The following is a 25,143-nucleotide window of genomic DNA, read 5'->3' on the forward strand; positions in this document are numbered from 1 at the left end:
GGGCGGATACGGCATCCAGTTACCCGGTCTTGATATGCCTACCAAGATTTTGACAGCGGTCGATACCGTTCGCAATATCGCGAACGGCATGAAGGGAATAATACAAGGTCGGATTAGCCGGTACGGCGTAATCCGACAACACCGTTACAGCATCAGTGGAAATGCTCGGTACCCTGCGGCGTATCTTCCGGCATTTCCGCATGCGCCAGTTCACCGACGGGATCGGCAAACAAAGGTGCGCCGCAATCGTCGCAGTATTCGCCGACGAAGCGTTCCGCGTGGCGCTTGATCTGCGTCACTCCAGCGGCGTTCAGGTGTTCGATGATTTCATCGACGGGCGTCTTTTGCTTGTCCAGCGCGGCGATGCCGACCTGGATCAGGCCTTCGATCGGCGTGCCATCCTCGTCTTCCTGGCCGTACAGGGGCCAGACGATGCCGTAGATGACGTCCGGCGCCTGGCGCAGGGTGAAGGCGATGCGGTACTCGTCGACCTGGCTATCGGCCGCTTCTTCGCCGAAGCCGGCGATGACGGCGCGCAGTTCCGACGGCTCGACGGCCAAGGTGTGCGTAAGGTAGTGCACGGCGGCGCGCACGGAGACGGGGCGTATCAGCTTGTCCGCTTCGCGGCAGGCCACGTAGTACGCTTCCGGCAGCAGCAGTTCCAGGCCGCAGCCGGGCAGCAGGCGGGCGATGGTCGGCGTCGCCTGCTCGCGCCATTGTTCCAGGGCGGCGCTGCGCTCGGCGATGAAGTCGAGCTGGCTCGATGGCGTCTGCCAGCGGAACAGCGGTGCGCCAGCAGGCGCTACCACGGCCACCAGCAGGTAGCGCGTGTCGGCCAGGAAAGGCGCCGTTTCCGCTTCTTTGCCGGAGGGCTTGACGGCCGTGCCTTTCAGCGCGGCCAGTGCCAGCTTCTGCGTCTTGACATACGTCTCGACGTGGCTGCGCGGCAGCTGGTCGATCGAATACAGGGTCGGCGCCATGGCCATCTTCGTGCCGTCGGCCAGCAGGTGGGCGGCGAAATGCGCGGACAATACGCCGTGCGCATCGCCGGCCATCGGGCCGGAAGCGATGGAAAAGCGCGTCCACGCGAGGATGGGCACGGCCACCAGCAGGGCGTCGTAGCGCACGTCTTCATGCGTGACGACGGTCGATTCACTGACGGCTTCAACGCAGTCCATCAGCACGTCGTAGGCGTTCAAGTCTTCCTTGAACAGGCTGCCCAGGGTGTTGTCGATGGTGTCCTGGTGGCCGGTTTTGAGTAATTTCTGGAGCTGCGTATCCAGGCTGTGTTCCCAGGACCGCTCTTCGAGACGGCTGGCTGCCTGTACGATCGCCTGGGCAAAGGTGACCAGGCGCTGGCTGTCGGCAGTCAGTTTATGGGATGAATCTTTGGAAGGACGACGCATAGCGGGATAAGAGTCTCGGAAAGTGAAAAAAATGGATCAGTCAAACAATGATAAACCCTTATAACCGTATTGTAGAGGATTCGGCCGCACGCAATATGTAAGCTGTTCTCAGATCATGCCAATAGTCGAAATTTCAAGTCGGAACGGGGCGCAGGGACGAAAAAAAACGCCGGTCGAAACCGGCGTTCTTATCTTGCCTTACAGCTGGGCTGATTACTCGGCCAGCAGTTGACGCAATACGAATGGCAGGATACCGCCATGTTTGTAGTAATCGACTTCGATCGGCGTATCGATGCGCAGCAGCACTTTCACGTCGACGTTGGTGCCGTCGGCGCGGTGGATCACCAGGGTAGCCAGTTGCTGTGGCTTGATTTCGCCTTCGAGGCCTTTCAGGTCGAAGGTTTCATTGCCGGTGATGCCCAGGGTTTGCACGCTGTCGTCGCCGATGAACTGCAGTGGCAGCACGCCCATGCCCACCAGGTTCGAGCGGTGGATGCGCTCGAACGAACGGGTGATCACGGCTTTCACGCCCAGCAGTTGCGTACCTTTGGCTGCCCAGTCGCGCGACGAGCCCGTACCGTACTCTTCGCCGCCGAAGACCATGGTTGGCGTACCTTCAGCCACATATTTCATCGCTGCGTCGTAGATCGACATTTCTTCGCCGGAAGGCTGGTGGATCGTGATGCCGCCCTCGACCGCCGAACCGTCCGCCTTGGCAGGGATCATGCGGTTTTTGATACGCACGTTGGCGAACGTGCCGCGCATCATGATTTCATGGTTACCGCGACGCGAGCCGTAGGAGTTGAAGTCCGCTTTCAGGACGCCGTTTTCCTTCAGCCATTTGCCTGCAGGACCGTTTTCCTGGATCGAGCCGGCTGGCGAGATGTGGTCGGTGGTGATGGAATCGCCGAACACGCCCAGTGCGCGCGCGCCTTCGATGCCGGTGGCCACTGCCGCTGGCGTCATCGAGAAGTTGTCGAAGAACGGTGGTTCCGCGATGTAGGTCGATTTCGGCCAGTTGTAGACTTGACCGGAGACGGTGGTGACTTTTTCCCACAGCTTGCCTGGCGCGCCCTTGACGTCCGCGTAGTTGTCCTTGAACACCTTGGCGTTCATGGCGAACTTCATCATGGCCGACACTTCAGCCGAGGTCGGCCAGATGTCGCCCAGGTAGACGTCCTTGCCGCCCTTGCCCTTGCCGACAGGTTCCGTCATCAGGTCGCGCGTCATGTTGCCGGCGATGGCGTAGGCGACGACCAGCGGTGGCGAGGCCAGGAAGTTCGAGCGGATGTTCGGGTGAATGCGTGCTTCGAAGTTGCGGTTGCCCGACAGCACGGCCGACGCGACGATGTCGTGTGTGGCAATCGCTGCGTTCAGCTCAGGCGTCAGGTCGCCCGCATTGCCGATACAGGTGGTGCAGCCGTAGGCGGTCACGCCGAAGCCCAGTTTTTCCAGGTACGGCAGCAGGCCGGCAGCGGTCAGGTACTCGGTGACGACGCGCGAGCCGGGAGCCAGCGAGGTCTTGATGTGTGGCGCGACTTTCAGGCCGGCTTCGACGGCTTTCTTGGCCAGCAGGCCGGCAGCGAGCATCACGCTCGGGTTCGAGGTGTTGGTGCACGAAGTGATCGCGGCGATCAGCACGTCGCCGTTCGACACTTTCACGCCATTCGTCGTTTCGTACACGGCGTTCAGGTCGGCTGGATTCTTGTTGAAGCCGTTTTCCGTGGTTGGCTTGGCGAACAGTTCGGCGAAGTTCGCCTTGACGTTGCCGATTTCGATACGGTCTTGCGGGCGTTTCGGGCCGGCCAGCGACGGTGCGACCGTGGCCAGGTTCAGTTCCACCACGCGGGTGTAGTCGATGTCGCCCGCTTTTGGAATGCCGTACAGGTTTTGCGCCTTGAAGTAGCTTTCGAACGCGGCGATTTCAGCCTTGCTGCGGCCGGTGCCCTTGAAGTAATCGATGGTCGCATCGTCGACCGGGAAGAAGCCCATGGTCGCGCCGTATTCCGGTGCCATGTTGGCGATCGTCGCGCGGTCCGTCAGGGTCAAGGACTCGGTGCCTTCGCCGAAGAATTCGACGAACTTGCCGACGACTTTCTCTTTGCGCAGCAATTCGGTGATGGTCAGTACCAGATCGGTGGCGGTGCAGCCTTCGCGCAGCGCGCCGGTCAGGTTCACGCCGATGACGTCAGGCGTCAGGAAGTAGACCGGCTGGCCCAGCATGCCCGCTTCCGCCTCGATGCCGCCCACGCCCCAGCCGACCACGCCGATGCCGTTGATCATGGTGGTGTGCGAGTCGGTACCGACCAGGGTGTCAGGGTAGTACACGTCGCCGGCTTTCTTGCCTGCGTGGTGCACGCCGCGTGCCAGGTATTCCAGGTTGACCTGGTGGACGATGCCGAAGCCTGGTGGCACGACGCCGAAGGTGTCGAATGCCTGCATGCCCCATTTCATGAACTGGTAACGCTCGTTGTTACGCGAGAATTCCAGTTTCATGTTCAGGTCCAGCGCTTTCTTTTCGCGGTAGTGATCGATGGTGACCGAGTGGTCGACCACCAGGTCGACCGGCACCAGCGGTTCGATCTTCTTGGCGTTGATACCCATCTTGGCGGCCACGTTGCGCATCGCTGCCAGGTCGGCCAGCAGCGGTACGCCGGTGAAGTCTTGCAGCACGACGCGCGCCACTACGAACGGGATCTCGTCGGTGCGCTCGGCGGTCGGGCCCCAGCTCGCCAATTGCTTGACGTGTTCTTCGGTGACTTTTTTGCCGTCGCAGTTGCGCAATACCGATTCGAGCACGATACGAATCGACACTGGCAGGCGGGAGACATTGATGCCCAGGCTTTTTTCCAGCGCAGGCAGGGAATACAGCTTGCCCTTCTTGCTGTCCGAAATATTAAAGTCCTTGAGCGTGTTCAGAGTGTTGCGGGACATGACCTCTCCTTGTTGGGTATCGTCTATTTATTGATGATTCAAATTACAAAACATGACTGAGCCCCCGAAGAGGCCCTTGCTACGCACATCAGCCGCCAGTGACTGGCAAGACGCCCAGCGAAGGCGCCGCTTCGACCACTGCCGCCGGCTTGGCTTGCTCCGCATCCTTGCATTCATTGGCCAGCTGGCGGCCCTGCTTGGAGTCGAGCAGCATGCCTTTGGCCGGGATGCCGATCCAGACCAGGCCGTACAAGCGGTTTTCGAAGCGGTTGGCGCCGGTGGTGGTGCCAACGCGGCTCAGGCGGTGCAGGCGCTTCTTCCAGCGCAGGGCGATGTGTTTGTCGTCAGTCGCATTGGTGTAGATGGTAATTTTATTACCAAGTTCACAATTGAAATCGGTGGAGGCCGAGCCTGTGGTGCTCGGTTCATCGGCTTCTTCCTTGTCGACGACCGACATGGCGAGCGGATGGTCTTCCTTGACGGCCGCCTTGGCCTTGCTGGTCTTGGCCTTTGGCTTGGCCTTGACGGCCTTGGCCTTCGCCGGCTCCTTGGCATCCGTGGCGGCGAAGCTGGCTGGCGCCAGCGTGAGGGTCATGGCGCCCAGCGCGACGCTGCAGGCAATGGCTAATTTGGAGAGGGACATCGTGTAATTCCTGTCAGTTTTCAGTGGTGCTGGAAGAGGGGGCGTTGAGTAATGCAGCGGCCGCCTCGGGCAGGCCGAGGCCCGCCAGTTTGGCGCGTTGTAAAACGGTCCAATAATATCGGTAGCTGGCGCGGTCATGCAAGCGGCCATTTTGCGCAATCGGTCCCCAGTTGGCGCGCAGCGCTTCATTGAGGATGTTGCTCGCTTCGTTGACTTCGGACAGGCGCGGCGTAAAGGCCTTGATGATGGGCTTGATCTGGTCCGGGTGGATGCTCCACATGCGCGTGTAGCCGAACTCGGCCGTCGCGCGCTGGGCGTCATTCGCCACCACGGCTGAATCGCGCACATCCGTCGTCACGTTATGCGACGGCACCTTGCCGTGCGCGTGGCAGGCGGCCGCCACTTCGAGCTTGGCGCGCACCACCAGCGGGTGCGTAAACTGGCCCGGCGTGCGCATGGCGGCGGCGGGAATGGCGCCGTAATGGGCTGAAACAAAATCCATGATGCCGAAGGACAGGCATTCGACCTGGGGCAGGGCGGCGATGGCGTAGGCGTCGCGCAGCGCGCCATGCGTCTCGATCAGAATGTGCACGGGCAGGTTGTCGCGACCGGCGCGGCGCGCGTGCAGGTTGATCAGGTCGATGGCCAGCATGGCGTCCTGCACGCCGCCCACCTTGGGCACGGCGATGTAGGCCAGGCGGGCCGCGGCGGCGCAGATGATTTCCACGTCGCGCGCGAAAAATGGGCTGTCGACGTCGTGCACGCGCACGCCGATGCGGTTGAACTGGTTTTCGTCGCTGCCCAGCAGGCCGGCGATCATGTGGGCGTGCGACTCTTCATTGCCGGCGCTGGCGCCGTCTTCGCAGTCGAACGTGATGTCGAACAGGGGCCCAAGCTCTTGTTGCAAAGCAATCGATTTACGCATCAGCTTTTCAGAGCCGGCGTAGTGGTCGCAAGCGGCGAGCAACAGCGGCTGGCGTTTGCCTTGGAATAAAACCTCGGAAGGGTGCATGCTTAAGGCATTTCTGCAGGTAAAAACTACTTGATAAAACAGCCGCGCCGCGAATCTCGCGGGGCGGCCTTCTTGGCGGGCGGCGCTCAGGCCGCGCCGCCAATACTGGATTTATGCCAGCAGGTGTTTCACGCCTTCGCGCTCTTCGGTCAGTTCTTTCAGGGTCAGGTTGATGCGTTCTTGCGAGAATGCATCGATTTCCAGACCTTGAACGATGGTGTACTCACCGTTGTCGGTGGTGACCGGGAAGCCGAAGACGGTGCCTTCAGGGATGCCATACGAGCCATCGGAAGGCACGCCCATGGTGGTCCACTTGCCAGCCGTGCCCAGCATCCAGTCATGGATGTGGTCGATGGCGGCGTTCGCTGCCGACGCTGCCGACGACAGGCCGCGCGCTTCGATGATGGCCGCGCCGCGCTTGCCGACGGTCGGCAGGAACACGTTGGCGTTCCATTCCTGGTCGTTGATCAAGTCCTTGACGGCCTTGCCGTTGACGGTGGCGAAACGGTAGTCGGCGTACATGGTTGGCGAGTGGTTGCCCCAGACGGTCAGCTTCTCGATATCCTTGACGGCGGTGCCGGTCTTGGCAGCGACTTGCGACAGCGCGCGGTTGTGGTCCAGGCGCAGCATGGCGGTGAAGTTTTTCGCCGGCAGCGACGGTGCCGATTTCATGGCGATGTAAGCGTTGGTGTTGGCAGGGTTGCCGACCACCAGCACTTTGACATTGCGCGAAGCGACGGCGTCGAGCGCCTTGCCTTGTACCGTGAAGATCTGCGCGTTCGCTTCCAGCAGGTCCTTGCGTTCCATGCCTGGGCCGCGTGGACGCGCGCCAACCAGTACGGCCACGTCGGCATCCTTGAAGGCGGTCAGCGGATCGGAGTGGGCGGTCATTTCCGTCAGCAGCGGGAAGGCGCAGTCGTCGATTTCCATCATCACGCCCTTGAGCGCCTTCTGGGCTTTTTCGTCCGGGATTTCAAGCAGTTGCAAGATGACAGGCTGGTCTTTGCCGAGCATGTCGCCATTGGCGATGCGGAACAACAGGGCGTAGCCGATCTGGCCGGCGGCGCCGGTCACTGCAACACGCATTGGGGTTTTAGCCATGATGAATCTCCAAAGTGGGAAAGAAAACGGGCTTGAAGCTGGGCTTACGCTTATCCGGAAAAACTATAATGATACCAAAACCGGCACGCGCCACCGAATTGCTGGTGTACGCCGCCGTCACGCTCGTGCTGCACGAGGCCAGAGTGGCTGGCCGACAACATAAAACGCTGGCTCAGAAGTTTTATCGAGGGCAGTTTAGGCCTCCGATCTGTATCTGTCAATCATATCTTATGTCTTATATAAGACAGATAACTACGAGTGTTTTACTGGACGCGGGCAGTGATTTGTGTTGAAATGTCGGACTATGAATCCCGCCTCGTCCAATCTGACCAACAATGCCACTGCTGCAAGCGGGGCGGTCAGTCCGACCGCGGGCACTGCGGCCACGCCCGTCGCCGCAGCGGCCAGCACGCCCGTCACCGCGGTGGCCAGCAGCAATGCCACGACGCCGGCGATGCCCGTCGCCAGCGCTTCGCCTACCTTCAGTCCCCTGTATCAGCAGATCAAGGCGCTCATTACGCAGAGCCTGCAATCGGGCGAGTGGAAGCCGGGCGAGCTCATTCCCAGCGAAGTCGAGCTGGCAGGGCGCTTCAAGGTCAGCCAGGGCACGGTGCGCAAGGCCATCGATGAACTGGCCGCCGAGAACCTCGTCATGCGCCGCCAGGGCAAGGGCACCTTCGTGTCCACGCACCATGAGGCGCGCGCGCATTTCCGCTTCCTGCGCCTGGTGCCGGACGAAGGCGTGCCGCATTATCCCGAAAGTAAATTTATCGAAGTCAAGCGCGTGCGCGCGCCGGCCGACGTGGCGCGCCTGATGGATCTGAAGTCCGGCGACGCCGTCATCTTCATCAAGCGCGTGCAGTATTTCGACGGCGTGCCGACCATCGTCGAGGAGCTGTGGCTGCCCGGTCTGATCTTCAAGGGCCTGACGGCCGAGCGCCTGGTGGAATACAAGGGACCCATGTACGGCCTGTTCGAAACGGAATTTGGCACGCGCATGATCCGTGCGTCCGAGCAGATTCGCGCCGTGTGTGCCGACGCGGGCGCCGCGCAATTGTTAAATATTGACCTCGGCACGCCCTTGCTCAGTTCCGAGCGCGTGTCGTTTACCTATGGTGACAAGCCGGTCGAACTGCGCCGCGGCTTGTATCTGACCAGTCGCCATCATTATCAGAATGAACTCAGCTGAAGCGGCGGGGCGCCTGCGGGTACCCGGACAAGCAGCAAGGCTGAAGTGCATCGCTTGCAAGATGCCTGCCGCAAGGCGGGCAGCGGAGACAACAGAAAGCGCAGCTAAAGCATGGCCCGCTCCGGCGGGCCGTGCTTTGCCGGCGATTCTGTAATTAAATTACGTGAACTACGGAAAGTAGCGCGATATTTTGTAGTAAAAAACCATTTTGGTTATATGCAACAATAGATATTGGTGTGGGTTGCGAAAATCGGCGAAAATCGCGGCTTCGCTTCAATATTTAGTTATCAAGGGGAGGTTTTTGTTATGTCTGAAGCCGTAAGAGAAGTACCAAAAAAAGAACGGCCGGAATTCCGTAACATTCATGTTACCGAATTGTCGAACTACCGCATGGCCGTCGGCGCCATCGTCTCGATCCTGCATCGCATCAGCGGTTTCATCATGTTCGCCCTGCTGCCCTGCATCCTGTACATGCTGGAACTGAGCTTGCGTTCCGAAATGTCCTACGCTTACTTCCAGGGCATCGCCTCGCACTGGTTCGTCAAGCTGATCACCCTGGCTTTGGTCTGGGCCTTCCTGCACCACTTCTGCGCCGGCATCCGCCACCTGTTCATGGATGTGCACGTTGCTATCGAAAAAGATTCGGCACGCAAGACCGCCACGTCCGTACTGGTCGTGAGCGTGGTGTTGACGGCATTGGTCGCTTTGAAACTGTTTGGAGTATTTTAATGGCAGACAATAACATCGGACCGAAACGCCTCGTCGTCGGTGCCCATTACGGCTTGCGCGACTGGCTGGCGCAACGCGTCACCGCCATCGTCATGGTGGCTTATGTGGCCATCCTGCTGATTTCCTTTCTCACTGGCAGCAACTTCAGCTATGAAGGCTGGGCCGGTTTGTTCGCGCAGCAGTGGTTTAAATTGTTCAGCCTGGTGACTTTCGTCGCCCTGTTTTACCACGCATGGGTTGGCGTACGCGACATCTGGATGGACTACGTGAAAAGCGCTGGCCTCCGTCTGACGCTGCAAATTGCCACCATGCTGTGGTTGATCGCTTGTGCCGCTTGGACGGTGCAGATACTCTGGAGTGTGTAATCGTGGCAGCATATAAATCTGCAATTCCTACCCGCCGCTTTGATGCGGTCATCGTTGGCGCCGGCGGTTCCGGCATGCGCGCGTCGCTGCAACTGGCTGAAGCCGGTCTGAACGTCGCAGTCCTGTCGAAAGTTTTCCCGACCCGCTCGCACACCGTGGCGGCGCAGGGCGGTATCGGCGCCTCGCTCGGCAACATGGCCGAAGACAACTGGTTCTGGCACATGTTCGACACCGTCAAGGGTGGCGACTATCTGGGCGACCAGGATGCCATCGAATTCATGTGCCGCGAAGCACCGAAAGTCGTGTACGAGCTGGAACACTTCGGCATGCCGTTCGACCGCAACCCTGACGGCACCATCTATCAGCGTCCGTTCGGCGGCCACACGGCCCACTTCGGCGAAAAGCCGGTGCAGCGCGCTTGCGCGGCAGCCGACCGTACCGGTCACGCCCTGTTGCACACGCTGTACCAGCGCAACGTGCGTGCGCGTACGCACTTCTTCGTCGAATGGATGGCAATCGACCTGATCCGTGACGCCGAAGGCGACGTGATCGGTGTTGTCGCGCTGGAAATGGAAACCGGCGAATGCATGATCCTGGAAGCAAAGACGACGGTGATGGCAACGGGCGGCGCAGGCCGCATCTTCGCCGCCTCGACGAATGCCTTCATCAACACCGGCGACGGCATGGGCATGGCGGCACGCGCCGGCCTGCCGCTGCAGGACATGGAATTCTGGCAGTTCCACCCGACCGGCGTGGCCGGCGCGGGCGTCTTGATCACCGAAGGCGTGCGCGGCGAAGGCGGCATCCTGATCAATAGCGAAGGCGAACGCTTCATGGAGCGCTATGCGCCGACCCTGAAGGATCTGGCGCCGCGCGACTTCGTCTCGCGTTCGATGGACCAGGAAATCAAGGAAGGCCGCGGCTGCGGTCCGAACAAGGACCACGTGATGCTGGACCTGCGCCATATCGGCGCCGACACCATCGCCAAGCGCCTGCCGTCGATCCTGGAAATCGGCCACAAGTTCGCCAACGTCGACGCCACCAAGGAACCGATTCCTGTCGTGCCGACGATTCACTACCAGATGGGCGGCATTCCAACGAACATCCACGGCCAGGTCGTCACCCCGACCGGTCCGGATAATTCGGCGCAAGTCGTCAACGGCCTGTACGCGATCGGCGAATGCGCCTGCGTGTCGGTGCACGGCGCCAACCGCCTGGGCACGAACTCGCTGCTCGACCTGGTGGTCTTCGGCCGCGCGGCCGGCAACCACATCGTCAACAGCGGCCTGAAAGCCAAGGAAAACAAGCCTTTGCCAGCCGATGCCGCCGACTTTGCCATGGGCCGCCTGGCGCGCCTGGAAAACTCGACCGGCACGGAAACCGTGCAGGGCGTGGCGAACGACATTCGCGCAACGATGCAGAAGTACTGCGGCGTGTTCCGTACCGACGAGATGCTGAACAAGGGCGTCGAAGAAATCATGAAGCTCGACGAGCGCCGCAAGCACGTCTCCTTCAAGGATAAATCGATGGTCTTCAACACGGCCCGCGTGGAAGCGCTGGAGCTGGACAACCTGATCGAAACGGCGAAAGCGACCATCGTTTCGGCAGCGGCGCGCAAGGAATCGCGCGGCGCCCACGCCCAGGACGACTATCCGCAACGTGACGACGACAACTGGATGAAGCACACTCTGTGGTATTCGGAAGGCAACCGACTGGCATACAAGCCAGTCGTGACCAAGCCGCTGACGGTTGATACCTTCAAACCGAAACCACGTACTTTCTAAGGCTATACCATGGCACGCACTCTCAAATTCAAAATCTACCGCTACGATCCTGACCAGGATGCCAAGCCGTACATGCAAGACCTGACGGTCGAACTGAAAGACACCGACAAGATGCTGCTCGATGCACTGCAGCGCATCAAGGCGGACGTCGATGACTCGCTGGCCCTGCGCCGCTCGTGCCGCGAAGGCGTGTGCGGTTCGGACGCGATGAACATCAACGGCAAGAACGGCCTGGCATGCACCACCAACCTGAACGAACTGTCGGAGCCTATCGTGCTGCGTCCGTTGCCAGGTTTGCCGGTCATCCGCGATCTGATCGTCGACATGACGCAATTTTTCAAGCAGTACGATTCGATCAAGCCGTTCCTGATCAACGATTCGATCCCGCCTGAAAAAGAACGCCTGCAGTCGCCGGAACAGCGCGAAGAACTCGATGGCCTGTACGAGTGCATCCTGTGCGCATGCTGCTCCACGTCGTGCCCGTCGTTCTGGTGGAATCCGGACAAATTCGTCGGCCCGGCCGGCCTGCTGCAAGCCTACCGCTTCATCGCCGATTCGCGCGACGAAGCCACCGGCGCGCGTCTGGACAACCTGGAAGACCCGTACCGCCTGTTCCGCTGCCATTCGATCATGAACTGCGTCGACGTTTGCCCGAAAGGCTTGAACCCGAACAAGGCGATCGGCAAGATCAAGGAATTGATGGTCCGCCGCGCGATCTGATTCGTCTGATCGCATCCGCCGGGCGCCGTTGGCGGCAAGAGGGTATCCTCTCTTGCCTGCAGGCGGCGCCTGCAAAGCAGTACCGTGCCGCAAGGCACCCGTAAAGTGGTAAACCCAATGACAGAATCAATTTTGTCCTCGCATCAGGCCGACCCGGCCAACCGCGCCCGCCTGCGCTGGCGTTCACGCCGTGGCTTGCTGGAAAACGACATTATCCTGACCCGTTTTCTCGATGCGTATGAAACCGAATTGACCGATGAAGAAGTTGACGCGCTGACGCGTTTGCTGGATTTATCGGACAATGCGTTAATGGATCTGGTACTGGCCCGTAAAGAGCCGGAAGGCGAAGTCGATCTGCCGCATGTGCGCGCACTGCTGCAACGACTGCGCATTGCCTAGACGCCTGGGCGATATATTGCAAACGGTGCGAGTGGCGCGCTGTAGCACTGCCGAGTGCGGTGCGAATTGCAGCCAGAATTTTTGATTTTTTATTTCGACTCACTCCCGAGAAGGAAGAGCCCATGAATATCTCTGACACAAAAGCTACCCTGTCGTTCTCCGATGGCAGCCCATCGCTTGAATTTCCAATCTACAAAGGCACGGTTGGCCCGGACGTCATCGACATCCGCAAACTGTACGCCGGTAGCGGCAAGTTCACCTACGACCCAGGCTTTATGTCGACGGCCGCCTGCAACTCGTCGATCACCTACATCGACGGCGACAAGGGCGAGCTGCTGTACCGTGGTTACCCGATCGAACAGTTGGCCGTCAACGCCGACTTCATGGAATCGTGCTACCTGCTGCTGAACGGCGAACTGCCGAACGCGGCGCAGAAAGCCAAGTTCGTCGACACCGTCACCAAGCACACGATGGTGCACGAACAGATGCAATTTTTCTTCCGTGGCTTCCGCCGCGACGCGCATCCGATGTCGGTCCTGGTGGGCACCGTCGGCGCGCTGGCATCGTTCTACCATGATTCGCTCGACATCAACGACCCGCATCACCGCGAAGTGTCGGCCATCCGCCTGATCGCCAAGATGCCGACCCTGGTCGCCATGACTTACAAGTACTCGGTCGGCCAGCCGTTCGTGTACCCACGCAATGACCTGTCGTACAGCGCCAACTTCATGCACATGATGTTCGCCAATCCGTGCGAAGAGTACAAGGTCAACGACGTGCTGGTGCGCGCCCTGGACCGCATCCTGATCCTGCACGCGGACCACGAGCAAAACGCATCGACTTCGACCGTCCGTCTGGCCGGTTCGTCGGGCGCCAACCCGTTCGCCTGTATCGCTGCCGGTATCGCCTGCCTGTGGGGCCCTGCCCACGGCGGCGCCAACGAAGCGGCACTCAACATGCTGAAAGAAATCGGCACCGTCGAGAACATCCCTGCCTTCATCGAGCAAGTCAAGGACAAGAACTCCGGCGTCAAGCTGATGGGCTTTGGCCACCGCGTGTACAAGAACTTCGATCCACGCGCCAAGCTGATGCGTGAAACCTGCTACGAAGTGCTGCAAGAACTGGGTCTGCAAGACGACCCGCTGTTCAAGCTGGCGATGGAACTGGAAAAGATTGCACTGAACGACGAGTACTTCGTGTCGCGCAAACTGTATCCGAACGTCGACTTCTACTCGGGCATCGTGCAATCGGCGCTGGGCATCCCGGTGTCGCTGTTTACCGGTATCTTCGCTATGGCCCGTACGATCGGCTGGATCGCCCAGTGGAACGAAATGATCGCCGACCCAGAGCAAAAAATCGGCCGTCCGCGCCAGTTGTTCGTCGGTTCGACCACGCGCGAAGTACTGCCACTGGACAAGCGTTAATCCAGAGCGGTATCTTGCAAACAAAAACGGGCTTCGGCCCGTTTTTTTATGCCGGGCTGTTATGCTCGGAGCCTGGATCAACAGGAAGCACAACGCGATGAATGAAGAAACCTGCGCCCCCGGCGGCGTGGCCCTGGGCGATACGGCATTTGGCTACACCTTGTCGCTGATCGGCGGCAAATACAAGATGCTGATCCTGTACGCGCTGGCGGAAAACACCGTGCTGCGGCACAACGAACTCAAGCGCCATCTCGGCGGCATCGCCTTCAAGACCCTCAGCGTCGTGCTCAAGGAGCTGGAGGCCGATGCGCTGATCGTGCGCAAGGAATACCCGCAAGTGCCGCCCAAGGTTGAATACTCGCTGTCCAGTAAGGGCGCCTCGCTGATCCCCGTGCTGCATACCTTGTGCGAGTGGGGCGAGCGGCACCAGCCAGTCTGACCCGCATGCGCTTGCTCAAGCGACTTTTTGCGGTCTTGCAGCTTACTTTTCTTACTGTATGAGCAGTCAATGTGCGTACTTGTGATAAATACTCGCAGTGGCTATGCTGGCTCTGCCTTTGGAGGTGCAATGATGCGCCACGGGGCAGGGTACCGGCTTGCCTGCTTTCCTGAGAGTGTGGGGCCGGTGCATCCATTTCACTTCAGGAAAGCAGCATGATGAAAACCCTCGTAATCGTCTTCCATCCCTCGATCGCCACATCGGTGGCCAACAAGCGCTGGCTGCAGGAACTGGCGCAGTATCCTGACCGTTACACCGTTCATGACGTGTACCAGGCTTATCCGGACGGAAAAATCGATGTGGCGCGCGAACAGGCGCTGGTGGAGGCGCACGCCAACGTGGTCTTGCAGTTCCCCGTGTACTGGTTTAACTGTCCGCCCATGATGAAGCAGTGGCTCGATGAGGTGCTGGCGTATGGCTGGGCTTATGGCGCGGGTGGCGATGCCTTTCAGGGCCGCAAGGTGGCGCTGGCCGTCACGGCCGGCATCCGGCAGCAGGACTTCACGCCGCAAGGCAAGTGGCACGTCACCCTGGCGCAGCTGCTGGCGCCGTTCGATGTCACCCTGGCGTATATCGGCGCCGACAAGCGCCGCTTCTTTGCCTTCTATGGCGCGGAAGACGGGCCGAAGGAGCCGGGCTATGCCGAGCGGCTGGCGCGCAGCGCGCAAGCGTATGAACGCTACCTGGCGGCCTTGTAAGACGCGGGGTGTCAGTTGAATGCCGCTTCCAGCTGGCGCAGCGCAATGTGCCGGCCCTCGAGTGGCAGGCTGTCGCCCTCATAGGGCTGGGGCATGACGATGCGGCGCGGCGCATTGTGCTTGAGGATGCCGCCCCAGTGGGCGACCCTGGCGCCGGCCTGGCGGCGGATCGCCTCGACCGTGGCGCCACTGGCGAGGATGTGGGCTTGCGGAAAGGCTTGCTGCAATACGCCCAGCCCGAAATAGGCTTGCGGTTCGGCCACACTGATATAGATGGTGGTCAGGCGCTTGCCGCTGGCGGCGATGGTGTGCGCTAACTGCGTCGCATCGTTGCGCAGGAACTGGGCGTTGATCAGGATGGCGTCCGCCACGCCGCTCAACAGCAATGAGGTGGACGGTGCGCAACCCAGCACGTCCAGTCGGAAGGTTTCCAGCGTGCGGGAGAGGCGGGCGGCGCGTGCAAACATATTATTCTTTCTACATTGAATGCTCTTGTCGCATATTATCCTTTCGACCAGGCGCGACAAATAGGGTAGATTGCAATACTTAGTTGCATGGATCGGATGAATCAAGGGAGTATCCGCATGGACCGCATCACCGCCGCACAAGTATTTGTCGCCATCGCCGAGCGCGGCAGCATGGTCGCCGCCAGCGAGGCGCTCGATATGTCGCGCGCCATGGTGACGCGCTACCTGGCCGAGATGGAGCAGTGGGCGGGGGCGCGTCTGCTGCATCGCACCACGCGTCGCTTGAGCCTGACGGATGCGGGCGAGGCGACCCTGGCGCGCTGCCGGCAGATGCTGGAAGTGGCCGGCGCCATGGCCGTCACGTCGCCCGGGGGAATCGACACGCCGCACGGCTTGCTGCGCATTACCTGTTCGCAATCGCTGGCGCAGACGGCGCTCGCTGGCGCAGTGACCGCTTACCTGCGGCGCTACCCGCGCGCCGCCGTCGACCTGCAGATGGAGAACCGCGCCGTCAACCTGGTGGAGCAGCGCATCGACCTGGCGATCCGCATCACGAACGCGCTCGAACCGAACCTGATCGCGCGCCAGCTGGCCAGTTGCGCCTCGGTGGTGTGCGCTGCACCATCGTACCTGGCCGCGCACGGCACGCCGCGCCGGGCGGAGGATCTGGCCCTGCATAACTGCCTGACCTATACGTATTTCGGCAAGAGCCTGTGGCAGTTCACGCACGACGGGGAAGCGCTCACTGTCCCCGTCAGCGGCCGCCTGTCGGCGAATGAATCGCTGGTGCTGCTGGTGGCGACGGTGGCGGGGGCGGGCATCGCCTTGCAGCCGCGCTATTCGGCCGCGCCGCTGATCGCCAGCGGGCAACTGGTGGAACTGTTGCCCGCGTATCAGCCGCAGGACATGGGCATCTACGGCATCTATACCTCGCGCCAGCACATGTCACCGCTGCTGCGCACCATGCTCGACTTCCTGGTGGACTGGTTTGCCGGCGATGCCGATTGGCTGGCGGCCATCGCGGCGGCGCCGTCATCTGGCAGACCAGTCGGGCGCAAGCGGCACGCCAGCGCGGGCGTGAAAGTGCCGTAAGCGCAACAGTAACAGGCTGGCAAGCCCGGGAAAATCACGCACCCGGCTTACATTTGCTTGCCAAATAAATTCAACTTGCAGTTGTTGCGTTACAATACCGCGTGCTATTCTAAATGACGGTATGCAGAATGCTGGCGCAATAAAAAAGCCCTTCCCCACAACTTGATGTGCAATCCGCTAACCGGTCAGGCCGTGTCGCGGAAGGTTAGATTAACCCGCTAATCTCGCGAAGCGCGAAGAAAGGTGAGCAATATGATGCAACAATTTACGTCCAACTCCTACCTGTTCGGTGGGAATGCTCCGTACGTGGAAGATCTGTACGAAGCGTATCTCAATAACCCAGGTTCGGTACCGGACAACTGGCGCGCCTATTTCGACGCCATGCAGCATGTGCCTGCAGTCGATGGCAGCAACAAGCCTGACGTGGCGCATGCCTCCGTCGTCGCCTCGTTCGCCGAGCGCGCAAAAGCAGGTCCGATCCGTACGGTGACCGCTTCCTTCGATGCTGAAATGGGCCGCAAGCGTGTTGCTGCAACGCAACTGATCGCCGCTTACCGCTACCTCGGTTCGCACTGGGCCAATCTGGATCCACTGCAACGCCAGGAACGTCCGATGATCCCTGAGCTCGAGCCGAGCTTCTACGGTTTCACCGACGCGGACATGGACACCGTGTTCAACATCAGCAATACCTATTTTGGCCCCGAGACCGCCACCCTGCGCGATCTGCTGAACTATCTGCGCGATACCTACACGCGTTCGATCGGTGCCGAATTCATGTACATCTCCGATCCGGCCGAAAAGCGCTGGTTGCAAGAGAAACTGGAATCGATCCGCTCCACCCCGAATTTCACCCCAGAGAAAAAAATCCACATCCTCGACCGCCTGACCGCGGCTGAAGGCCTGGAACGCTATCTGCACACCCGTTACGTGGGCCAGAAGCGCTTCTCCCTGGAAGGCGGCGAAACCTTCATCGCCTCGATGGATGAAACCATCCAGCGCGCCGGCGAAAAAGGCGTGCAGGAAATCGTTATCGGCATGGCCCACCGCGGCCGCCTGAACGTACTGGTCAACACCCTGGGCAAGGCGCCACAGGAACTGTTCGAAGAATTCGAAGGCAAGCATGGCGACGACCTGCCTGCCGGCGACGTGAAGTACCATCAAGGCTTCTCGTCGGACATCTCCACCGCAGGCGGCCCGGTCCACCTGTCGCTGGCGTTCAACCCGTCGCACCTGGAAATCGTCAACCCTGTGGTCGAAGGTTCCGTCAAGGCCCGCATGGATCGCCGCGGCGACGCGCAGGGCGCGCAAGTGCTGCCTATCCTGGTGCACGGCGATGCCGCTTTCGCCGGCCAGGGCGTGGTCATGGAAACGCTGAATCTGGCGCAAACCCGCGGCTACCATACGGGTGGCACGGTGCATATCGTGATCAACAACCAGATCGGTTTCACTACCTCGGACCCGCGCGATGCACGCTCGACCCTGTACTGCTCGGACGTCGTCAAGATGATCGAAGCACCGGTCCTGCACATCAATGCCGATGATCCTGAAGCCGTGGTGCTGGCGACGCAAATCGCGCTCGACTACCGCATGGAATTCAAGAAGGACATCGTCCTCGACATCATCTGCTACCGCAAGCTTGGCCACAACGAGCAAGATACGCCGGCACTGACGCAGCCGCTGATGTACAAGAAGATCGGCCAGCATCCAGGCACCCGCAAGCTGTACGCGGACAAGCTGGTGGCGCAAGGCGTGATCCCTGCCGATGGCGGCGACAAGATGGTGGCCGCTTTCCGCGACGCCATGGACGCCGGCAAGCATACCGTCGATCCGGTCATCTCGAACTTCAAGAACAAGTACGCCGTCGACTGGCTGCCGTTCCTGAACAAGAAATGGACCGATTCGGCCGACACCGCCGTGCCGATGACGGAACTGAAACGCCTGGCCAGCCGCATCACCAGCGTGCCGGAAGACTTCAAGGTCCACTCGCTGGTTGAAAAAGTACTGGGCGACCGTGGCACCATGGGCCGTGGCGAAATGAACCTGGACTGGGGCATGGGCGAACACCTGGCCTACGCTTCGCTGGTTTCGTCCGGCTACGCCATCCGCCTGACGGGCCAGGATGCCGGCCGCGGCACCTTCGTGCACCGCCACGCCGTCTTGCATGACCAAAATCGCGAGCGCTGGGATGCCGGTACCTACATTCCGCTGCAAAACGTCTCGGATAACCAGGCGCCGTTCACCGTCATCGACTCGGTGCTGTCCGAAGAAGCCGTACTGGCCTTCGAATACGGCTACTCGACCGCTGAACCGAACACCCTGACGATCTGGGAAGCCCAGTTCGGCGACTTCGCCAACGGCGCGCAAGTGGTGATCGACCAATTCATCAGCTCCGGCGAAGTGAAGTGGGGCCGCGCTTCGGGCCTGGTCATGATGCTGCCGCACGGTTACGAAGGCCAGGGTCCTGAGCACTCGTCCGCGCGTCCGGAGCGTTTCCTGCAGCTGTGCGCAGACAACAACATGCAAGTGGTGCAGCCGACGACGGCTGCGCAGATCTTCCATTTGCTGCGCCGCCAGATGGTGCGCCAGTTCCGCAAGCCGCTGGTCATCCTGACGCCGAAGTCGCTGTTGCGCAACAAGGATGCCGGTTCGCCGCTGACCGACCTGGCCAAGGGTGGTTTCCAGACCGTCATCGGCGAAGTCGACGACAAAATCGATGCCAAGAAAGTCAAGCGCGTCGTCGCCTGCTCGGGCAAGGTCTACTACGACCTGGTCAACGCACGCAAGACACGCGGCCAGACCGACACGGCCATCGTGCGCCTGGAACAGCTGTATCCGTTCCCGCACAAGTCGTTCGCTGCTGAACTGAAGAAGTTCCCGAACCTGGTCGAAGTCGTATGGGCCCAGGACGAGCCGCAAAACCAGGGCGCCTGGTTCCAGATCCAGCACAACATCTTCGAAGGCCTGGAATCGGGTCAGCGTCTGGCTTACGCCGGCCGTCCTGCTTCGGCGTCGCCTGCTGTCGGTTACTATGACAAGCACTACGCCCAGCAAAAAGATCTGCTGGAAACGGCATTCTCGAAGCTGAAGGGTTTTATCCTGACCAAGTAAGTGGCAGGGTAAAGGGCGCCATGCCTATGCATGGCGCCTGCTCGCAGACATCATGACGGAGCGCCTCCCTTGCTACGCAGGGGCGGCGCCGCAATAACAAAATAAACGGAGTTTTACATGGCACAAATCGAAGTCAAAGTTCCCCAGTTGTCGGAATCGGTTGCAGAAGCGACCCTGCTGGCATGGCACAAGAAAGTCGGCGAACCAGTCGCGCGCGACGAAAACATGATCGATATCGAAACCGATAAAGTGGTGCTGGAACTGCCTGCGCCTGCCGCTGGCGTGATCGTGCAGATCATCAAGGCTGACGGCGCCACCGTCGTCGCCGGCGAAGTCATCGCCATCATCGACACCGACGGCTCGGCCAAGGTCAGCCCGATGGAAGTGTCGGCCGTGCCTGCGCCAGCCCTGGCTGCCGCCGCGCAAGACGCTTCGACCGCGTCGGCACCAGCCGCTGCGACCAAAGGCGATGTCGCCATGCCTGCCGCTGCCAAGATCCTGTCCGAAAAAGGCCTGTCCGCTGGCGACGTCGCCGGTTCGGGCAAAGACGGCCGCGTGACCAAGGGCGACGCCCTGGCCGCTTCCGCCAAGCCAGCTGTCGCGCCACTGGCGCCAGCCGCTGCCAAGCCAGCGCTGCAGCAAGTCGCCACGCCGAGCATCGCCAGCCTGGGCGACCGTCCGGAAGAGCGCGTGCCGATGAGCCGCCTGCGCGCACGTATCGCCGAGCGCCTGCTGCAATCGCAATCGACGAACGCCATCCTGACCACGTTCAATGAAGTGAACATGCAGCCGGTCATCGACCTGCGCAACAAGTACAAGGACAAGTTCGAGAAAGAGCACGGCGTCAAGCTGGGCTTCATGTCCTTCTTCGTCAAGGCCGCCGTCGCCGCGCTGAAAAAATACCCGATCATCAACGCTTCCGTTGACGGCAACGACATCCTGTACCACGGCTACTTCGACATCGGCATCGCTGTCGGTTCGCCACGCGGCCTGGTCGTGCCTATCATCCGCAATGCGGACCAGCTGTCGATCGCCGACATCGAGAAAAAAATCGGTGAATTCGGCGCGAAAGCCAAGGAAGGCAAGCTGACCCTGGACGACCTGACGGGCGGCACGTTCTCGATCTCGAACGGCGGCACCTTCGGCTCCATGCTGTCGACCCCGATCATCAACCCGCCACAATCGGCCATCCTGGGCGTACATGCGACCAAGGACCGCGCCGTGGTCGAAAACGGCCAGATCGTGGTGCGTCCGATGAACTACCTGGCCATGTCCTACGACCACCGCATCATCGACGGCCGCGAAGCCGTCCTGGGCCTGGTGGCGATGAAAGAAGCGCTGGAAGATCCTGCACGCCTGTTGCTGGACCTGTAAGCACCGTAGTCCCCCGGCGTCGCCGCCGGGGCAATGTAGCTGATACCCCTTGCCAGAAGACGCAGCTGGCTGATCTCAATGAAAGAGGATTCCCATGAACGTCTCTGAAGAAATCAAGCGTCTGCACGAGTTGCACCTGGCGGGCGCCCTGAGCGACGCGGAATTCGCGCAAGCGAAAGCCAAGCTCCTGAGCAATATCAACCTGGACAAATCGGACAGTCCCTCCGACGCCGGACCGTCGAACGACCTGGTGCAGGAATTCAACCGCCTGCGCCGCTCGCGCAACGACCGCTGGCTCGGTGGCGTCTGTGGCGGCCTGGGCCGCGCTTCCGGCATGGAAGCGTGGATCTGGCGCCTGGTCTTCGTCCTGTTTACATTGACCTTCGGCTTCGGCGTGGTGATTTACCTTCTATTGTGGATTTTCGTACCAGACGAAGAGATTGGAATAACAAAACATGAGTACTAAACAATTTGACGTAGTGGTCATCGGTGCGGGCCCTGGCGGCTACATCGCCGCCATCCGCGCAGCGCAGCTGGGCTTTTCCGTCGCTTGCGTCGACGAGTGGTCGAACGCCAAGGGCGGCGCCGCGCCTGGCGGTACCTGCACCAACGTCGGCTGCATCCCGTCGAAAGCGCTGCTGCAATCGTCCGAGCATTTTGAACACGCGGGCCACAGCTTCGCCGAACACGGCATCGACGTCGCCGGCCTGAAGCTGAACCTGGGCCAGATGCTCAAGCGCAAAGACACCGTCGTCAAGCAAAACAACGACGGCATCCTGTACCTGTTCAAGAAGAACAAGATCGCCTTCTTCCACGGCCGCGCCGCTTTCGCCGCCGCCGCCGCTGGCACGTATGACATCAGCGTGACGGGCGCAGCCAACGAAACCCTGACGGCCAAGCACGTGGTCATCGCCACGGGTTCGAACGCACGCGAATTGCCGGGCGCACCATTCGACGAGAAACTGATCCTGTCGAACACGGGCGCACTGGCCATCGACGCCGTACCAGCCAAGCTGGGCGTCATCGGTGCCGGCGTGATCGGTCTGGAAATGGGCAGCGTTTGGCGCCGCCTCGGTTCCGACGTCACCGTGCTCGAAGGCCTGCCGGTCTTCCTGGGCGCCGTCGACGAGCAGATCGCCAAGGAAGCGTCGAAGCTGTTCATCAAGCAAGGCTTGAAGATCAACCTCGGTTGCAAGATCGGCGCCATCACGCCAGGCAAGAAAGACGTCACCGTGGAATTCGTGGACGCCAAGGGCGAAGCGCAAAAAGCCGTGTTCGACAAACTGATCATCTCGATCGGCCGTACGCCGAACACGAATGGTCTGGGCGCGGACAAGGTCGGCCTGCAGCTGGACGAACGCGGCTTCATCGCCGTCGACGGCGACTGCAAGACCAACCTGCCGAACGTGTGGGCGGTGGGCGACGTCGTGCGCGGCCCGATGCTGGCGCACAAGGCGGAAGAAGAAGGCGTTGCCGTGGCCGAGCGTATCGCCGGCCAGCACGGTCACACCAACTTCAACACGATTCCCTGGGTGATCTACACCTCGCCGGAAATCGCGTGGGTCGGCAAGACCGAGCAAACCCTGAAGGCCGAAGGCATCGCCTACAAGGCCGGTACCTTCCCGTTCATGGCCAATGGCCGTGCGCGCGCGCTGGGCGACACCTCGGGCATGGTGAAATTCCTGGCCGATGCGACCACCGATGAAATCCTCGGCGTGCACATCGTCGGTCCGATGGCCTCGGAACTGATTTCCGAAGCCGTCGTGGCGATGGAATTCAAGGCCTCGGCCGAAGACATCGCGCGCATCTGCCACGCGCATCCATCCTTGTCGGAAGCGACCAAGGAAGCGGCACTGGCCGTCGATAAGCGTACGCTGAACTTCTAAGCGCCACGCTACTTCGCAGCGGGCCGGCAAAGCAGTTTCTGCCTTGCCGGCCCGTTTGCGCTATGTCAAGAATCCCTGTTGAATCGAATCCCATGAACGTTGAAGAGTTTTACCAGCACGCGTTGCAGAAGCGCGATTTCAAGGCCGATGCCGCCCAACGGCGCGCGGTCGACCGCCTGCAACTGTGCTATGACGAGTGGGTGGCCTACAAGGGCCAGCGCTCGAGTACCTTCAAGCGCCTGCTGAACCGTCCTGCCGTGCCGAAAGGCGTGTACATGTGGGGTGGGGTGGGGCGCGGCAAATCGTTCCTGATGGACAGTTTTTACTCGGTCGTGCCGCTGGTGCGCAAGACGCGCCTGCACTTCCACGAATTCATGCGCGGCGTGCACCAGCAGCTCGACGAATTGAAAGGCGTGGCCGACCCGCTCGACGAGGTGGCCAAGCGCATCGCCAAGAAATACCGCCTGATCTGTTTCGATGAATTCCACGTTTCCGACATCGCCGACGCGATGATCCTGTACAACCTGCTGTCGGCCCTGTTCGCCAATGGCGTGTCCTTCATCATGACCTCGAATTACGATCCCGACCTGCTGTATCCGGACGGCCTGCACCGCGACCGCATGCTGCCGACCATCGCGCTGCTGAAGGACAAGCTCGACGTGATGAACGTCGACGCCGGCGTCGATTACCGCGGCCGCGCGCTGGAACAGGTGGAAAGCTACTACACGCCGCTGGGCGCGGCCACCGACAAGGCCTTGCGCGATGCCTACACGCGCATCGCCGAGACGGCCGACGAAGACGCGCGCATCCGCATCGAGAGCCGCGAAATCCATTGCCTGCGCCGCGCCGGCGGCATCATCTGGTTCGATTTTGCCACCCTGTGCGGCGGACCCCGCTCGCAAAATGATTACCTGGAAATCGCCAGCCGCTTCCATACGGTGATATTGTCCGGCATACCGGCCATGTCGGCGGCGCAGTCGTCCGAAGCGCGCCGCTTTACCTGGCTGATCGACGTGTTTTATGACCAGAAGGTCAAGCTGGTCATGTCGGCCGAAGTGGCGCCCGAGCAGCTGTACACGAACGGCATGCTGGCCAACGAGTTTCACCGTACCGTTTCGCGTATCATCGAGATGCAATCGCGCGAATACATGGAAAAAGAACAGCGCGGCGCGGCCGACGCGATCGTTTGAGGCAGGGATAATGAACATCATGGCAAATACACTATACAAGCTGGGGGCGGCGCTGGGCCTGGCCCTGGCATTGTCCGCCTGCGCACACCAGGGGGCTGCGGCATTGGATGAGGTTGGCGCACCGCAGGTGCCCGCGACCTTGTCGGTGGAGGAAGCGGACGCCAAGCTGAAGCAGTCAGCCAGCGAACGCGAGGCGGCCGAAAATGAGTTTGCCGCGCGCGAACTGGAGTGCTACAACAAGTTTTTCGTGAATAACTGCCTGGACCAGGCCAAGGAAAAGCGCCGCCTGATCCTCGTGCGCCTGCGCGCCGTCGATGCGGAAGCGAATTACTTCAAGCGGGCCGAATCCGTGCGGCTGCGCGATATCGATCTGGCCAGGACGCAGGAAGATGCGCGCCTGGACGCCGAGCAGCGCACTGCGGCCATGCCCAAGCCCGTGAAAGTGGTCACGCCCGAGCCGGCGCCGCCCAAGCCGGAAGGCAAGAGCCTTGCCGAACGCGAGGCTGCGCAAGCGGCGAAGCTGGCGAAACAGGCTGCCGCCGACGCTGCCGATGCCCCGCGCCGCGCGGCCCGCGAAGCAGCCTATGCGAAAAAACAGGCTGACGCCGTGGCGCGCCAGAAACGCGTGGCGCAACGCCTGGCCGAGCGCCAGGCCGAAGCGCAGGCCAAGGCTGCCAAGGCGGCCGCATCTGCTGCCAGCACGCCAGCGGCTGCTGTGCCTGTACCGCCGGTCAATTAAGACCGCCGTGCGCGGGGCATGCCGGAAATGGCGTGCCCTAACGCGCGCGGCAGGTTAAACTACGCACTTGCCGGTGATGCCGGCGTCAATGGCTGCCTGCGTACGTTGCGCGCGCCTGTTACCAACACTGCCTGGAACGCAACACATGAGCGATGCACAGCAAATAGAGCGGCGCCTGATTGAACTCAACGTGGAGCACCGTGACCTCGATGCCGTCATCGAGTTGCTGATACTTGATGGTCACCATGACGAGCTGCAGCTGCGCCGCCTGAAAAAGCGCAAATTGCAATTGAAGGATCACATCACCTTGCTGAAAATGCAGTTGGTGCCCGACGTTCCCGCCTGAGGGGCGCCAGTAGCGTCCAGTCCAGCCTTCACTTAAGT

The 25,143-nt window shown here is 60.9% G+C and carries 23 protein-coding genes; 17 read left to right on the top strand and 6 right to left on the bottom strand.

Going from position 1 to position 25,143, the window contains the following annotated elements; all coding sequences use genetic code 11:
* Positions 1–152 precede the first annotated feature (152 nt).
* The 5 genes from ACP7DW_RS23205 to ACP7DW_RS23225 form a co-directional block, all read right to left on the bottom strand.
* Positions 153–1,406: a DUF2863 family protein gene (locus ACP7DW_RS23205; protein ID WP_426056938.1), complete on the bottom strand. Its 1,254-nt coding sequence runs from the start codon at positions 1,404–1,406 to the stop codon at positions 153–155.
* A 213-nt stretch (positions 1,407–1,619) separates the two neighbouring features.
* Positions 1,620–4,340 carry an aconitate hydratase AcnA gene (gene acnA, locus ACP7DW_RS23210; protein WP_426056937.1) on the bottom strand — a complete coding sequence of 907 codons (2,721 nt, stop codon included), beginning with the start codon at positions 4,338–4,340 and terminating at the stop codon, positions 1,620–1,622.
* Positions 4,341–4,428: 88 nt separating this feature from the next.
* Positions 4,429–4,983, bottom strand: coding sequence for a hypothetical protein (locus tag ACP7DW_RS23215; RefSeq protein WP_426056936.1), 555 nt, complete (start codon positions 4,981–4,983; stop codon positions 4,429–4,431).
* Positions 4,984–4,996: 13 nt separating this feature from the next.
* A complete protein-coding gene (locus ACP7DW_RS23220; RefSeq protein WP_426056935.1) occupies positions 4,997–5,995 on the bottom strand; it encodes an HpcH/HpaI aldolase/citrate lyase family protein in 999 nt (332 codons plus the stop codon).
* Positions 5,996–6,106: 111 nt separating this feature from the next.
* A complete protein-coding gene (locus ACP7DW_RS23225) occupies positions 6,107–7,096 on the bottom strand; it encodes a malate dehydrogenase (RefSeq protein WP_298406977.1) in 990 nt (329 codons plus the stop codon).
* Between the two features lie 304 nt (positions 7,097–7,400).
* Between ACP7DW_RS23225 and ACP7DW_RS23230 the strand changes: the two genes are divergently transcribed.
* The 9 genes from ACP7DW_RS23230 to ACP7DW_RS23270 all read left to right on the top strand — a co-directional run bounded on the left by ACP7DW_RS23230 (position 7,401) and on the right by ACP7DW_RS23270 (position 14,903).
* Positions 7,401–8,285: a GntR family transcriptional regulator gene (locus ACP7DW_RS23230; RefSeq protein ID WP_426056934.1), complete on the top strand. Its 885-nt coding sequence runs from the start codon at positions 7,401–7,403 to the stop codon at positions 8,283–8,285.
* A gap of 306 nt (positions 8,286–8,591) precedes the next feature.
* Positions 8,592–9,014: a succinate dehydrogenase, cytochrome b556 subunit gene (sdhC, locus tag ACP7DW_RS23235; RefSeq protein WP_096236932.1), complete on the top strand. Its 423-nt coding sequence runs from the start codon at positions 8,592–8,594 to the stop codon at positions 9,012–9,014.
* Positions 9,014–9,379, top strand: a complete 366-nt coding sequence (gene sdhD / locus ACP7DW_RS23240) for a succinate dehydrogenase, hydrophobic membrane anchor protein (RefSeq protein WP_071076254.1) — start codon at positions 9,014–9,016, stop codon at positions 9,377–9,379. The genes sdhC and sdhD overlap by 1 nt, the downstream gene beginning before the upstream one ends.
* Before the next feature lie 2 nt (positions 9,380–9,381).
* Positions 9,382–11,163 carry a succinate dehydrogenase flavoprotein subunit gene (gene sdhA / locus ACP7DW_RS23245; protein ID WP_426056933.1) on the top strand — a complete coding sequence of 594 codons (1,782 nt, stop codon included), beginning with the start codon at positions 9,382–9,384 and terminating at the stop codon, positions 11,161–11,163.
* A 9-nt stretch (positions 11,164–11,172) separates the two neighbouring features.
* The gene (locus tag ACP7DW_RS23250; RefSeq protein ID WP_034752075.1) at positions 11,173–11,883 is read left to right on the top strand and encodes a succinate dehydrogenase iron-sulfur subunit; all 711 of its coding nucleotides are present in this window, start codon (positions 11,173–11,175) and stop codon (positions 11,881–11,883) included.
* Between the two features lie 117 nt (positions 11,884–12,000).
* Positions 12,001–12,282 (top strand): succinate dehydrogenase assembly factor 2, encoded by a 282-nt coding sequence (locus ACP7DW_RS23255; RefSeq protein ID WP_034752073.1) that lies wholly within the window; start codon positions 12,001–12,003, stop codon positions 12,280–12,282.
* 122 nt (positions 12,283–12,404) lie between these two features.
* A complete protein-coding gene (gltA, locus tag ACP7DW_RS23260; RefSeq protein WP_426056932.1) occupies positions 12,405–13,706 on the top strand; it encodes a citrate synthase in 1,302 nt (433 codons plus the stop codon).
* A 97-nt stretch (positions 13,707–13,803) separates the two neighbouring features.
* On the top strand, positions 13,804–14,145 hold the full coding sequence (locus ACP7DW_RS23265; protein ID WP_139089974.1) for a winged helix-turn-helix transcriptional regulator: 342 nt from the start codon (positions 13,804–13,806) through the stop codon (positions 14,143–14,145).
* Between the two features lie 215 nt (positions 14,146–14,360).
* Positions 14,361–14,903 carry an NAD(P)H-dependent oxidoreductase gene (locus ACP7DW_RS23270; protein WP_426056931.1) on the top strand — a complete coding sequence of 181 codons (543 nt, stop codon included), beginning with the start codon at positions 14,361–14,363 and terminating at the stop codon, positions 14,901–14,903.
* A gap of 11 nt (positions 14,904–14,914) precedes the next feature.
* Here ACP7DW_RS23270 and ACP7DW_RS23275 read toward each other — a convergent pair whose 3' ends face one another.
* Complete coding sequence (locus tag ACP7DW_RS23275) at positions 14,915–15,370, bottom strand: hypothetical protein (protein ID WP_426056930.1); 456 nt, start codon at positions 15,368–15,370, stop codon at positions 14,915–14,917.
* A gap of 117 nt (positions 15,371–15,487) precedes the next feature.
* Here ACP7DW_RS23275 and ACP7DW_RS23280 point away from each other — a divergent pair, with 117 nt between their 5' ends.
* From ACP7DW_RS23280 to ACP7DW_RS23315, 8 genes are all read left to right on the top strand, one after another.
* On the top strand, positions 15,488–16,462 hold the full coding sequence (locus ACP7DW_RS23280) for a LysR family transcriptional regulator (RefSeq protein WP_426056929.1): 975 nt from the start codon (positions 15,488–15,490) through the stop codon (positions 16,460–16,462).
* A 252-nt stretch (positions 16,463–16,714) separates the two neighbouring features.
* The gene (locus ACP7DW_RS23285; protein ID WP_426056928.1) at positions 16,715–19,570 is read left to right on the top strand and encodes a 2-oxoglutarate dehydrogenase E1 component; all 2,856 of its coding nucleotides are present in this window, start codon (positions 16,715–16,717) and stop codon (positions 19,568–19,570) included.
* Positions 19,571–19,687: 117 nt separating this feature from the next.
* Entirely contained in the window at positions 19,688–20,944 is a 1,257-nt protein-coding gene (gene odhB / locus ACP7DW_RS23290; RefSeq protein ID WP_426056927.1) for a 2-oxoglutarate dehydrogenase complex dihydrolipoyllysine-residue succinyltransferase, read from the top strand.
* A 94-nt stretch (positions 20,945–21,038) separates the two neighbouring features.
* Complete coding sequence (locus tag ACP7DW_RS23295; RefSeq protein ID WP_426056926.1) at positions 21,039–21,410, top strand: PspC domain-containing protein; 372 nt, start codon at positions 21,039–21,041, stop codon at positions 21,408–21,410.
* Positions 21,400–22,830 (top strand): dihydrolipoyl dehydrogenase, encoded by a 1,431-nt coding sequence (gene lpdA, locus ACP7DW_RS23300; RefSeq protein ID WP_426056925.1) that lies wholly within the window; start codon positions 21,400–21,402, stop codon positions 22,828–22,830. The genes ACP7DW_RS23295 and lpdA overlap by 11 nt, the downstream gene beginning before the upstream one ends.
* 92 nt (positions 22,831–22,922) lie before the next feature.
* Positions 22,923–24,020 (top strand): cell division protein ZapE, encoded by a 1,098-nt coding sequence (gene zapE, locus ACP7DW_RS23305; protein WP_426056924.1) that lies wholly within the window; start codon positions 22,923–22,925, stop codon positions 24,018–24,020.
* A 19-nt stretch (positions 24,021–24,039) separates the two neighbouring features.
* Positions 24,040–24,759, top strand: a complete 720-nt coding sequence (locus ACP7DW_RS23310; protein WP_426056923.1) for a hypothetical protein — start codon at positions 24,040–24,042, stop codon at positions 24,757–24,759.
* A gap of 145 nt (positions 24,760–24,904) precedes the next feature.
* Positions 24,905–25,105 carry a YdcH family protein gene (locus ACP7DW_RS23315; protein WP_034752051.1) on the top strand — a complete coding sequence of 67 codons (201 nt, stop codon included), beginning with the start codon at positions 24,905–24,907 and terminating at the stop codon, positions 25,103–25,105.
* Positions 25,106–25,143: the final 38 nt, after the last annotated feature.

It is taken from the genome of Janthinobacterium sp. PSRC1-1 (assembly GCF_049897525.1).
In the GTDB taxonomy this organism is placed as follows: domain Bacteria; phylum Pseudomonadota; class Gammaproteobacteria; order Burkholderiales; family Burkholderiaceae_D; genus Janthinobacterium; species Janthinobacterium tructae.